This window comes from Vibrio sp. Vb1980 (assembly GCF_033338615.1).
GTDB lineage: Bacteria > Pseudomonadota > Gammaproteobacteria > Enterobacterales > Vibrionaceae > Vibrio > Vibrio alginolyticus.
Genome location: NZ_JAWOSZ010000012.1, coordinates 1 through 12,366 on the forward strand (window position 1 = coordinate 1; position 12,366 = coordinate 12,366).

General features: G+C 41.8%; 11 protein-coding genes. 5 read left to right on the forward strand and 6 right to left on the reverse strand.

The window, feature by feature from the left end:
• The first annotated feature begins 39 nt into the window (after window positions 1-39).
• Together radA and fusA are read left to right on the forward strand one after the other, a co-directional pair.
• Complete coding sequence (radA, locus tag R7F64_RS16805) at window positions 40-1,419, forward strand: DNA repair protein RadA (RefSeq protein WP_213916035.1); 1,380 nt, start codon at window positions 40-42, stop codon at window positions 1,417-1,419.
• Window positions 1,420-1,634: 215 nt separating this feature from the next.
• Entirely contained in the window at window positions 1,635-3,725 is a 2,091-nt protein-coding gene (fusA, locus tag R7F64_RS16810) for an elongation factor G (protein WP_005386444.1), read from the forward strand.
• Between the two features lie 96 nt (window positions 3,726-3,821).
• Here the strand turns inward: fusA and R7F64_RS16815 are convergent, their stop codons facing one another.
• The gene (locus R7F64_RS16815; protein ID WP_318071918.1) at window positions 3,822-4,769 is read right to left on the reverse strand and encodes a LysR substrate-binding domain-containing protein; all 948 of its coding nucleotides are present in this window, start codon (window positions 4,767-4,769) and stop codon (window positions 3,822-3,824) included.
• 106 nt (window positions 4,770-4,875) lie between these two features.
• Between R7F64_RS16815 and R7F64_RS16820 the strand changes: the two genes are divergently transcribed.
• Window positions 4,876-5,076, forward strand: a complete 201-nt coding sequence (locus R7F64_RS16820) for a DUF1127 domain-containing protein (RefSeq protein ID WP_224721253.1) — start codon at window positions 4,876-4,878, stop codon at window positions 5,074-5,076.
• A gap of 68 nt (window positions 5,077-5,144) precedes the next feature.
• Here the strand turns inward: R7F64_RS16820 and R7F64_RS16825 are convergent, their stop codons facing one another.
• Window positions 5,145-6,836: an AMP-binding protein gene (locus R7F64_RS16825; RefSeq protein WP_165401629.1), complete on the reverse strand. Its 1,692-nt coding sequence runs from the start codon at window positions 6,834-6,836 to the stop codon at window positions 5,145-5,147.
• Between the two features lie 476 nt (window positions 6,837-7,312).
• On the opposite strand from R7F64_RS16825, the gene R7F64_RS16830 reads away from it, so the two are divergent.
• A complete protein-coding gene (locus R7F64_RS16830) occupies window positions 7,313-8,308 on the forward strand; it encodes a transporter (RefSeq protein ID WP_005380160.1) in 996 nt (331 codons plus the stop codon).
• 224 nt (window positions 8,309-8,532) lie between these two features.
• On the opposite strand, the gene R7F64_RS16835 is transcribed toward R7F64_RS16830, so the two are convergent.
• The 4 genes from R7F64_RS16835 to R7F64_RS16850 are packed head-to-tail and all read right to left on the reverse strand — an operon-like array spanning window position 8,533 to window position 11,110.
• The gene (locus R7F64_RS16835) at window positions 8,533-9,099 is read right to left on the reverse strand and encodes a hypothetical protein (protein ID WP_005380163.1); all 567 of its coding nucleotides are present in this window, start codon (window positions 9,097-9,099) and stop codon (window positions 8,533-8,535) included.
• A gap of 54 nt (window positions 9,100-9,153) precedes the next feature.
• Entirely contained in the window at window positions 9,154-9,831 is a 678-nt protein-coding gene (locus tag R7F64_RS16840; RefSeq protein ID WP_033905563.1) for a C39 family peptidase, read from the reverse strand.
• A 5-nt stretch (window positions 9,832-9,836) separates the two neighbouring features.
• A complete protein-coding gene (locus R7F64_RS16845; protein WP_005380167.1) occupies window positions 9,837-10,160 on the reverse strand; it encodes a hypothetical protein in 324 nt (107 codons plus the stop codon).
• Between the two features lie 20 nt (window positions 10,161-10,180).
• Complete coding sequence (locus R7F64_RS16850) at window positions 10,181-11,110, reverse strand: hypothetical protein (RefSeq protein WP_005391691.1); 930 nt, start codon at window positions 11,108-11,110, stop codon at window positions 10,181-10,183.
• A 568-nt stretch (window positions 11,111-11,678) separates the two neighbouring features.
• On the opposite strand from R7F64_RS16850, the gene R7F64_RS16855 reads away from it, so the two are divergent.
• Window positions 11,679-12,323 carry a helix-turn-helix transcriptional regulator gene (locus R7F64_RS16855; RefSeq protein WP_005380169.1) on the forward strand — a complete coding sequence of 215 codons (645 nt, stop codon included), beginning with the start codon at window positions 11,679-11,681 and terminating at the stop codon, window positions 12,321-12,323.
• The last annotated feature ends 43 nt before the right edge of the window (window positions 12,324-12,366 follow it).

Below are 12,366 nucleotides of genomic sequence, written 5' to 3' on the forward strand. Positions count from 1 at the left end.
TCTTTTCGATAACCGTTGCAGCACAATGGATTATTGATAATTAATCTAACTTCATGTCTAAGTAATAACCAAGGTTACGGCGCGGACTTTCCCCGTTGGCAGGGGCAGTGTAACGCATGTGGTGCATGGAATACGATAACAGAAGTACGTATCGCTGCATCGCCAACCGTTGCTCGCAATGAACGCTTAAGCGGCTACGCTGGTTCCGCAACAGAAGCAACGGTTCAAACGCTATCCGAAATTGATCTGCAAGAAGTACCTCGCTTCACCAGTGGGTTTAAAGAGCTTGACCGCGTCTTGGGTGGTGGTGTTGTGCCAGGTGCCGCAATTTTGATTGGTGGTAACCCTGGTGCAGGTAAATCAACCCTTCTGTTGCAAACCATGTGTAGTTTATCTGCGCAAATGCCAACGCTTTACGTAACCGGTGAAGAGTCGTTACAGCAGGTGGCAATGCGTGCTTCCCGATTGGGCTTGCCGAAAGATCATTTAAAAATGCTATCGGAAACGAACGTCGACAAAATTTGCCAAATCGCCGAAAAAGAGCAGCCTCGTATAATGGTAATAGACTCGATTCAGGTGATGCACGTTTCTGATGTTCAATCGTCGCCTGGCAGTGTTGCTCAGGTACGTGAATCTGCGACGGCTCTGACACGATACGCAAAACAGAATAATGTTGCGGTATTTATTGTTGGTCACGTAACAAAAGATGGTACCCTTGCGGGCCCCAAAGTTCTTGAACACATTATCGACTGTTCGGTACTACTCGATGGTGGAACGGATAGCCGATTCCGCACTTTGCGTAGTCATAAAAACCGTTTTGGCGCTGTGAATGAGCTTGGTGTCTTTGCAATGACAGGCCAAGGATTGAAAGAAGTGAGTAACCCATCAGCGATCTTCCTTTCTCGTGGTGAAGAAGAAACATCAGGCTCTTCCGTCATGGTGGTTTGGGAAGGCACGCGCCCTCTGCTAGTAGAGATTCAAGCGCTGGTGGATTACTCGCAGTTAGCCAACCCTCGTCGTGTTGCGGTCGGCTTGGAGCAGAACCGCCTATCACTTTTGCTCGCGGTGTTGCATAAGCATGGTGGCTTACAAATGGCAGACCAAGATGTCTTTGTTAATGTGGTTGGCGGTGTTAAGGTGACGGAGACGAGCGCTGATCTTGCTTTAGTTATGGCGCTTTTATCGAGTTTTCGTGACCGTCCACTCCCTAAAGATGTGGTGATTTTTGGTGAGGTAGGGCTTGCGGGCGAAATCCGTCCAGTGCCAAGTGGGCAAGAGCGTTTGAATGAAGCGTTCAAACATGGTTTCAAGAAAGCCATCGTGCCAGCAGCCAACATGCCGAAAGGTGGCATCCCTGGCATGCAAATTCACGGCGTTAAGAAATTGTCGGAAGCTATAGAGGCTTTTGACGAGCTGTAATGCTCATAAGAATGGTATTTGTGCAATCACAAACTGTTCTATCCGTCCTCAATAAAATGCGAATAAAGTACATAAATTGCTGTGTTTGACTATGCTTTGGGGACGGAAATTTCACGTTAAAATTTTTTTTCTTCCATCCGCACGCAAGGGTATCAGTATTGACAGAATGTGATATACTCTGCGCGCACTTTATACCTTATTAACAGAGTAAGACAATGACTGATTTATCAAAATACAGAAACATTGGTATTTTTGCTCACGTAGACGCGGGTAAAACTACCTCTACAGAGCGTATCCTAAAGCTAACTGGTAAGATCCATAAGATCGGTGACACTCACGACGGTTCAACTACTACTGACTTCATGGAGCAGGAAGCTGAGCGTGGTATCACAATCCAGTCTGCAGCAACAACTTGTTTCTGGAACGATCACCGTCTAAACATCATCGATACTCCTGGACACGTTGACTTCACTATCGAAGTTTACCGTTCTCTAAAAGTACTTGACGGTGGTATCGGTGTATTCTGTGGTTCTGGTGGTGTTGAGCCTCAGTCAGAAACTAACTGGCGTTACGCTGACGAATCACACGTATCACGTCTGATCTTCGTTAACAAACTAGACCGTATGGGCGCAGATTTCTACAAAGTTGTAGATCAAGTACAGAACGTACTAGGTGCTACACCTCTAGTTATGACTCTACCTATCGGTATCGAAGAAGATTTCGTAGGTGTTGTAGACGTACTAAGCCAACAAGCTTACGTATGGGATGAGTCTGGCCAACCAGAGAACTACGAAGTTCAAGATATTCCAGCAGACATGGTAGAAAAAGCTGCTGAATACCGTGAAATGCTAATCGAAACTGCTCTAGAGCAAGACGAAGATCTAATGATGGCTTACCTAGAAGAAGGCGAAGAGCCATCTCTAGAAGACATCAAACGTTGTATCCGTAAAGGTACTCGTGATCTAGCATTCTTCCCAACTTACTGTGGTTCAGCGTACAAGAACAAAGGTATCCAACTTATTCTTGACGCGGTAATTGATTACCTACCATCTCCAACAGAAGTTGATCCACAGCCTCTAACTGATTCAGAGACTGGTGAGCCAACTGGTGAAGTTGCGACTGTATCTGCAGACGAGCCACTACGTGCTCTTGCATTTAAGATCATGGATGACCGCTTCGGTGCTCTAACCTTTATCCGCATCTACTCTGGTAAGATGAAGAAAGGTGACACAATCCTTAACTCTGCAACTGGTAAAACAGAGCGTATCGGCCGTATGGTTGAGATGCACGCGGACGAGCGTAACGAGATCGATTCAGCACAAGCTGGTGACATCATCGCTGTAGTTGGTATGAAGAACGTTCAAACTGGTCACACTCTATGTGATCCTAAGCACGAATGTACTCTTGAGCCAATGATCTTCCCAGATCCAGTAATCTCTATCGCAGTTAAGCCTAAAGATAAAGGCGGTTCTGAGAAGATGGGTATCGCGATCGGTAAAATGGTTGCAGAAGATCCATCATTCCAAGTTGAGACTGATGAAGATTCAGGCGAAACTATCCTGAAAGGTATGGGTGAACTTCACCTAGACATCAAGGTAGATATCCTTAAGCGTACTTACGGCGTTGAGCTAGAAGTTGGTGCTCCACAGGTTGCTTACCGTGAAACTATCACTCAAGCAATCGAAGATAGCTACACGCACAAGAAACAGTCTGGTGGTTCTGGTCAGTTCGGTAAGATCGACTACCGCATCAAACCAGGTGAGCCAAACTCTGGCTTCACGTTCAAATCTACAGTTGTTGGTGGTAACGTACCTAAAGAATTCTGGCCTGCAGTTGAGAAAGGCTTTGCGTCAATGATGGAGCACGGTGTTCTAGCTGGCTTCCCTACTCTAGACGTTGAAGTTGAACTATTCGACGGTGGTTTCCACGCAGTTGACTCTTCAGCTATCGCTTACGAAATCGCAGCGAAAGGTGCATTCCGTCAGTCTATGCCTAAAGCTGGCGCGCAACTTCTTGAGCCAATCATGAAAGTTGACGTGTTCACTCCAGAAGATCACGTTGGTGACGTAATCGGTGACCTTAACCGTCGTCGTGGTATGATCAAAGACCAACAAGCAGCGTCTACTGGCGTACGTATCAAGGGTGATGTACCTCTATCAGAAATGTTTGGTTACATCGGTACTCTACGTACTATGACTTCTGGTCGTGGTCAGTTCTCTATGGAGTTCTCACACTACGCACCATGTCCAACAAACGTTGCAGAGCAAGTAATTGCTGACGTTAAAGAGCGTAACGCTAAGAAGTAATTCTTAAGTTAACTCTATAACTTGAAAGCCCCGCTTAGTGCGGGGCTTTTTGTATTTAGCAGTCTTATACGCAGAGCGTGTTTGTTTTGATGATTGTTATGATGCCGTTCTAGTACTGTTGCCTTTTAGGTCAATGGTCTTAAAGTCTGGTACCACTGACTTTTCAAATATTTCTATTTCTTCCTTCAACCATTGCGCAAACAATTGAGCTTTAGGTCTTTTTAAGTAGCCTTTTGGCGCACACAAGTAATACGCAAAGTTGGGCTTGATAGCGATATCTCCAATTCGGACCAATTTGCCAGAACGAAAATATTGATGGGCTAAACTGTGTTTTACTAATGCCACGCCTTGAAGTGATAGTGCAGCCTCAAGCACGAGATGTGATCCACTGTATTTTAAGGTAGGCTTTGCTGCGCAGTGACCCAAGGTTGCTAACCACATATTCCAATCAAGATCAGGCCAAACATCTTCAATCAGCTCAGCTTTGCTTAAATCCTCGATGTTATAGATCCTGTGCTCTTTCTGGTACACCGGATGACAAGCAGGATAAAAAGCTTCGTCCATCAGCCATTGTGATTCTAAATTGGTATATTTTCCTAAACCGTAACGAACACATAAATCTATCTGACTATCTTGAAAAGACACCAAATCATTGGTTGGTTCTAATAGCAAGGCGATATCAGGGTGACGCTGGCGAAAAGCCGTAATTTTCGGGACTAACCAATGATGAGCGAAAGAGGGGAGTGTTGATATCGAAAGGTGGTTCGGGTTTGGATCTTGATTGACTAATCTAACCCCTTGCTGCAAATGAGCAAACCCTCTTTCTGCCTGACTAAACAGTAGCTCTCCCTCTGGTGTGAGCACGATTTTTCTGTGCTGACGAACAAATAGGTCCGTGCCTAAGAACTCTTCTAAATGACGAATTTGCTGACTAATGGCCGCTGGCGTAACAAACAGTTCTTTTGCTGCCGTTTTAAAGCTTCCTTCCTTTGCTGCAACGAAAAAGTAATACAAGCCCTGTAAGGGAGGCATTCGATCTTTCACATTAGTTTTCCTTAACTCTATGGCAGATTCTATCGTTTGAGGATATCAGCGTAGTCGCTGATTATTAAGTGGTCAACATTGTATAGGGATCTTTGAAATGGAAAACATGACACACACTTGTGAGCGTACTATACCTACTGCCCATCAGAGCGGGTTACAGTTAATTTATTCTAAACTGGCGGCTTGGAGAAGGAACTATAAGACACGTCGTCACTTGAGAGAGTTACCAAAGCACCTTTGGGACGATATTGGATTAGGTGAAAGGGAGATTAGTTGTGAAGTGAGTAAGCCATTCTGGAGAGAGTAGTCTATGAGTTTGATTCAAGCTCAAAGTTAAGTTGCACTCCCCAATGGTGTTGAGGAGTGCAAGCAAAATTACAAGTCTTCTTCCCACACGACCAATTCATCTTTTGGCCAATTGTGGCCTATCTCATGATACTTTTGTTCGAGCACATGACGTTTAATTTTAAGCGTTGGCGTCAGTACGCCATTTTCTATACTCCAAGGTTCTTTAATCATTAACACACCTTTGATTTGCTCATGAGAGGCGAGTTCTTGATTCATCCTGGCAATAACTTTACGTGTGGTACGTGCGTATCGCTCTCGATCAAAGTTAGGGAAGTCATGTGGCACAACCAAAAGAATCGGAGCGGGTAGCCCTAAACCGATGAGACACATCATCTCTACACGACTGTACTCGAAAAGCTTTTTCTCGATAGGAACCGGAGAGACAAATTTACCTTTGGCGGTTTTGAAGTTATCTTTTTTACGGCCTTGAATCGTTAGATAACCATCTGAGTCGATAGCGCCGATATCGCCTGTGTGTAGCCAGCCCTCTGAATCAAAAGACTCTTGGGTGGCAATATCATTTTTGTAGTAGCCAGAAAATAGCCCTTTGCCACGCACCATGATTTCATCATCGGCTGCGATTTTTAACTCAATGCCTGGCCCTGCATTACCGACACTACCAATTTTGTCAGCTCTAAATGGGTAGTTGAGCGTGCTGTAGGCAAATGATTCCGTCATCCCCCAAGCCTCTGTGATATCAAGGCCCACTGAGTGGTACCATTCCAACAGCGCTGGCGATACAGGTGCGGAGCCACAGCCTAATACTCGAGCCTGATCTAAACCGAGACCATCTGCTAGCTTTTTCTTGATCAAAGAATTGACGAATGGGATTTTCAACAGAATATTGAGCTTCTTCTGTGGAAGTTTGTCTTGAATACGTTGCTGGAATAGCGTCCATAATCGTGGGACGGAGATAAACAGAGTTGGTCGGTGCATCTTCACATCTTCGATAAAAGTGTCCAGTGACTCTGGAAATGCTGTTGGCACGCCACCCATAATCGATGAACCGAAGATATAAACACGCTCTGTAATATGAGCGAGCGGTAAATAAGAGAACAATCGGTCGTTTTCTTGGATACCAATATGATTGATTAGTTGCTGAACAGACCAACTGAATGCGCCGTAAGTTAGCATCGCGCCTTTCGGTAACCCTGATGTGCCTGAGGTATACACCAACGACATTAGCTTGTCATCGTAATGCTGCGGACGCTCTTCACTTGGCACTGCACCAGCAATGAGCGCTTGGTATTCGTGCTTACACTTAGGTGCCGTGTCATAAGGTAGAGCGATGCTAATGAGTTCAGGCATAGCATCAATGACTTGCTGAGTTGCTTTGGGATCATCGAGTTTTCCGCCAATGATCGCTTTACTTTCACTATGAGTCACACAGTATTCGATGGTGTCTGCACCGGCGGTAGGAAAGATTGGCACACTGACATAGTCACCAAGCATCATAGCAAGATCGCAAATAAACCATTCTGCACAGTTTTTAGATACTAACGCAACTTTGTCGCCAGGCTTTACACCAAGCGAGCGTAGTGCGCTGACAAGTTTTAAGGCTTGATCTGCAACATCAGAGAATGTGTACTCAACAAACTGTCGGTTAATAATTTGTTTTAGGTAGACCTCATTTGGACGCTCTTGAGCCCATTTGAGGATCATTTCATTTGGTGGTGGGAGAGCGCAACCAGCAGCGCTATTTAGATTCGGCTGATTCATTTTAAGTGACTCCATGTCTTCTCATTGTATTTATAATTGTTAACGCATTGTTAACTTTAGCATGTTAAATCGCGACACGGGAATGCATTTTGATGAAATATGTGGGGAAGATAGCGTTAGTTATGGTTGAAGTCGGAGCGACTCGATCTAAAAAGCAATGTGATTGATGCTACGCAAAAGAGAACAGGCTTTTCAGCTGTTATGTCATACCGACTTCATACTAGGAGCACAGGTAAGCAATTTATTTTATTAATAATATTGCGAAAACATAGAATCTATCCTAATTATTTATTAACTAGTGGCTTAGTGTTGAAGATAAGTATAAATGTCTCCTAATTTCTTCAAAGCGCCAAACTTAAAGGTATGTCGTGGTTTTGAAGTAGCTATACTAATCTTACTTTGGAAAGTTAGGAGCTTCACCTCAAGCTATTGCCTGAGATTACTTGGGTACGATCATCAGCAAAAGGAAAGATGTGATGTTACGGAAGACTTTACTGGGTACCTATCTTTGTAGTTTATTCATTGCGGGGAATGCATATGGTGCTGAAGGAGATGATATTCCTCAGCGCGCCCAAACGGTTGGTGATGTTATTGAGCGCCCAGGCGTTCTCACACCTAAAGGTAAATGGTCATTTGATTCGTCTTTAAGCTATACACAAAACTCTTCAAACAAAGTATCTGTTGTTGGGTATACAGTCTTACCAACTCTGATTGTTGGGCGAATTGAAGTGAGTGATTCGGATAGGACTACAGTAACCGTTGGATTAACTGCTCGGTACGGTTTAACAAACGCCACAGAGTTAGAAGTTAGAGTGCCGTATGTGTATCGTAATGACCAAGTTTCTACGCGCCCCATTCAAGATGGTTCAAACAGTGAAGTAGTAAACACAACGGTGGATGGCGGAGGGCTTGGTGATGTAGAGTTCGCATTGAGGCACCAGTTTAACTTTGAGTCTGCGCCATACTGGGTAGGTGGCCTTAGAGTAAAGTCGGATACAGGACGATCGCCTTATGATGTTTCTATTGAAGATGGAAGCAACTCATTTAGTGATGTCCCTACAGGTTCGGGTTTTTGGAGTTTTGAGCCTAATTTATCTCTTATTCACCCTGTTGATCCTGCGGTCTTGTTCGCTAGTCTAAGTTATATTTATAACTTAGAGGATACTGTTACAGTTGGCGACACAAAAGCTGATGTTGAACTTGGAGACACTATTTCTCTTTCAGGAGGAATGGGGTTTGCGGTGAATCCTGATCTTTCATTCTCTTTAGGACTTAGCCATAAAACTATTTTAAAAAGCAAAGTAAATGGCAGATCGGCAGATGATGCTAAGTTGCTTCAATTAGATGCATTAACTTTTGGTATAAACTATGCCTTTAGTGAACGCTCATCTATCAATGTTAGTGCTCAAGCTGGTCTTACAGAAGATACTCCCGACTTTCAATTAACAGTACGAGTACCTTTTAATTTGTAAAATGGATATTAGGCCCTTGAGTCTTGGGCCTAATTTATCGTTAGCGCCTAGTGTTCGCATTATAAATTGATTGGATTATATTGGATAAAGTAGGTATATATTCTTAAAATGATGGTGGCCTATTGATATATCTACCTTTATTTTGGTATGTAATCATAGATATCAGTCGTTTCTAATATCAAAGAAGCTTAACGTGACAATTTTTCAGATAAAAATGGAAATGCTCATTGAAGGTGGTTCAATAAGGCGTCTTCTAATTGTTGGTTTGCTTTGATTTCCCGTATTACCCCATTTACTTGAGCATCAATGTCTACGAGCGTGCTAAGTCCAATAATACTGTTATCTTTCGTGTTTTGAATAATATTGATAATACTTGAATTTATAAAGTCTGAACTTATTATATTAGGATTTTGAGACGAAGGCATTTTGGGTGAATCTATAGAATCATCTCCAATAATATTTCCTTCACCAAATTGTATGATGTTAACAATACCCTGGTTGAAAATATCTCCACTTTGATTTTCACTATTTGCGCTAATGTTTTTTAAATTACCATTTTCAATTACTAAGTTGGCAATGTTTGTGTTCAAAATATCATCGCCATTTATAGTCGTAGTAATGCTTAATCCAATATTAATAATATACTCGTCCGTAATTTGGAAGCCACCTCGATATTCTTCTAAAGATAAATTTGAAAGAGGAGTAAGTTCTTGCAGGCCAACATCTTTAGCATTCACATTAAAATGAGGTATTAGCATACAAAGCACTAACAAAAATTTATTGTAGTTCATAATGCAGGCCTTTCAGGTTGTTTAGTTCTTAAAGTTATTTAAAACAATGTTATATTAATTTTCACCGGAAACTGGGAGAGTAATGCTAAATACCCCTAAGGAATCTCTAGACACTCCTGTTTTTAATGGTGATCTTTGATATACGGTGAAATTATCATTGGTTATAAAGCTAGACCTTCCCATTTCCGCTTCGTTACGGACCAGTAACACAATTCCTTGGTAATATTTTTCAAACTCATCCAGTTTCATTATCATGGTTCCTCTAGAAGGGTCTCCTAGAATAACTGAGTGATTGTTTATACCTCTGATGACAACAAAATGCATATACCCATCGAAATTAACGAGAGTAATCCCAGGGACGCCGACTTCTTTAATTTTCTCCAATCCTACTTGAAAGCCGTCAGAACGTAACCCTATGGAATCCAAGTAAAACTTCATATCCAACAAAGAAAAACCTTTCTCTTTGATTTTTTCTTTATCACCTTTTTCAAACATGCTTTTGAAGATATCTTGTTCAGATGACTCTGTTGCATAATGAAAAGTGAGAAGAGAAGCCAGGGCGGCAGAGCCACAGCTGAAGTCATACTGTTGGCGAAAAACATCACCGAACACTATTTCTTTGTAGCTTTTAACAGGAACAGAGTAATGTGCTCGGTAAGGTAGCAGTTCTAATGAAATGGCTGATGCTGAATAAACGAGCATCAGCCAAATTACGTTATTTAATACTTTCATATTGTTTACTTGAGTGTCAGGTTAACGACGGTAGAGTTCTGGATTAAAACGTTGTTTCCGCTGTTCTGAATTACGTTGGATATACCCGAACTGTCTGCGAACGCTCCACTTGATAGTATATTGTTACCACTCACGGTGTTTGACGCGACATTATCTGACGAAATACCATTGATATCTGATTCTGCATAAACCAAGTCGAGTTCAACATTTTGTCCACCTCTTGATTCATTCATGATATCCAAGCTAACTTCTCCGCCAGATAATGCAATGTCATCAGCGAGTGCAGTGCAGGCAACTATCATACTCAAAGTACAGATTGCCAAACGCATCGCTTTCTCCTACTAGTCGGTTACTCACCCCCAGTAAACACACTTGCATTAGTTGTAACAGATTGTTGTACAAGTGAATTAGAACCAGCATTCTGACCAACGGTAGTAATACCAGCCGCACCACCAAGACCACCAAGGGTGTTCATGTTTTCAACTCGAACTCGAGTATCATCCGCGTTAGTTGCATAAATAACTGATGCACCTGTAACACCACCCATTAGGCTTGAGCTCGCAACAACCATATCTGTATCCATATGGACTTGATTGAAGCTATCAACATTTGTTGAGCTCGAGTCACTTTGATAGTTACTATTGTCGTTAAAGCTGTTCGAGTTTGTTGTGCTTGAATCAGCGTAGCTACGGTTATCACTCTGGTTACGGTTGTCGCTTTGATTACGATTATCGCTGTTATCGTTAAAGCTACTGTTGATACTAGAGTCACTGTTGTCGTTGTTGCTACGTCTTACAGTAGTACTAGAGTCGCTGTTGTCGTTGTGGCTTCTATTTGTGTTAGTACTTGAATCACTACTATCACTATTTAGGCTCACATCAAGATCAGCACTGGTACTGTTGTCGTTAGCGTTAGACGTACTATTGTCGTTGTGGCTTTGAGCTGTGTTAGTGCTCGAGTTTGAGTTGTCGCTGTTGTTATTAAAGCTGTCATCAACACCAAGAGTTGCACTGTTGTCAGTGTCGCTGTTGTCGTTGAAGCTATGACCAATACCTAGTGACGCACTATTATCGCTGTTGTCGTTGAAGCTATCACCAACACCGAGAGATGCGCTATTGTCACTGTTATCATTGAAGCTGCCAGATAAACCGATATCGGTATTAGCGCTGTCAGTCCATTGCATGTTGTCGTCTCCATCATCGATCTCATTCGCGATTAGAGAGCCACTAAATAAAATTGCTGACATTGCTAAAGCAAGCCCTGTTTTGTTTAGAGTCATAACGATTACTCCATTTCCTGTTATTCCTGATTAAAAATGACTGCACTTAACTTCTTGCTGCTTCCTTCAAATGTTGTGGGAAGCGATGAAATTATAAGAAAGGATCAGTGAAAGCTGTTCTCATTATTGAGAATGATTCAGGCTGGAAGGGAGTATTTAGGTACGTCTATTTAAAGTATTAAAGAAAAAAATAACATAATCATAATGTTATTTTTTGTATTTACTTTAAGTACTCATCAAGTATGAAATGAAGCCAATATAAAGAAGTAATTTGTTCTATTGCACTGAGCGGAGCAGTCATCCATTTTTTATAAATGGCATTTTATCCAATTATTATCTTTATTATTTAATATTATAAATCATATCCTTATGCTAACACAGGTTGAAAAGTATGGATAAAAACACAACAGGTTCATACTTTTTAAGTCTTTTTCGGTGCTGAAAAGCAATGCGATATCATTCTGAAGTGCTATATTTTCTACTTAAAATGAAGATAAATTCTCTTTGCTGCCTCCAATTAATTTTCTAACGGGGGTTGGTGAAACAGGTAAGTTAATGTGGTGGGACTATGGAAAAGAAGCACTTGATACTGCTAGCTGAGAGTAATTTACAAAGTAACTTAATAAAAAAACAGCTGTCTTCCATTCATGATGTCGATGTAAAGATAATGCAACCAGATGAAGTGGTGTTCAGAAGTCACTCACTCAGTATCGATTTGATGTTTATTGATTACGATTTTATGCGTCAGCTTGAAGTACAAGGAAAGTTACCAGATTTTGATCTATTTGGGTGGTCCTTTATGCTTCACAACGTCCCTTGTGAAAAAGTACAAACGGACTTACTGCATTGGAAGTTGTTAAAAGGAATTTTGCTCCGAAGTGCATCAGTGACACATATATGTGATGGCGCGGAATACGTACTGAAAGGTGGGTTGTGGCTACCAAGAATGTACCTAGAGAAGTTAGTCCTCAATTATCGGCATGCAAATTTGTCCGAAGAACAGCAGCATGATGAGTTAACATGCAGAGAAAAACAGATTCTAGAGCTACTTGTGTACGGCATTTCAAATCAACAAATTGCTTCAAGACTTTTTTTATCTGAAAGTACAGTGAAAAGCCATATATACAAGTTGTACAAAAAACTCGATGTCCATTCTCGTCATGATGCAGTTAAGTTGGTAAGAATGAACAATGGCTTAACCGAGAGAAGTTAAGTCATAATTTGTGATGCTCTTTTTATCGGGGTCTGTTCCGTTT

Bases quoted from the DNA above. Each gene is read 5' to 3' on its own strand.
- R7F64_RS16820 (WP_224721253.1), top strand. From the start codon at position 4,876: ATGACACACACTTGTGAGCGTACTATACCTACTGCCCATCAGAGCGGG.
- R7F64_RS16855 (WP_005380169.1), top strand. From the start codon at position 11,679: ATGGAAAAGAAGCACTTGATACTGCTAGCTGAGAGTAATTTACAAAGT.
- R7F64_RS16835 (WP_005380163.1), bottom strand. From the start codon at position 9,099: ATGAACTACAATAAATTTTTGTTAGTGCTTTGTATGCTAATACCTCAT.
- R7F64_RS16825 (WP_165401629.1), bottom strand. From the start codon at position 6,836: ATGAATCAGCCGAATCTAAATAGCGCTGCTGGTTGCGCTCTCCCACCA.
- R7F64_RS16830 (WP_005380160.1), top strand. From the start codon at position 7,313: ATGTTACGGAAGACTTTACTGGGTACCTATCTTTGTAGTTTATTCATT.
- R7F64_RS16850 (WP_005391691.1), bottom strand. From the start codon at position 11,110: ATGACTCTAAACAAAACAGGGCTTGCTTTAGCAATGTCAGCAATTTTA.
- R7F64_RS16840 (WP_033905563.1), bottom strand. From the start codon at position 9,831: ATGAAAGTATTAAATAACGTAATTTGGCTGATGCTCGTTTATTCAGCA.
- R7F64_RS16845 (WP_005380167.1), bottom strand. From the start codon at position 10,160: ATGCGTTTGGCAATCTGTACTTTGAGTATGATAGTTGCCTGCACTGCA.
- fusA (WP_005386444.1), top strand. From the start codon at position 1,635: ATGACTGATTTATCAAAATACAGAAACATTGGTATTTTTGCTCACGTA.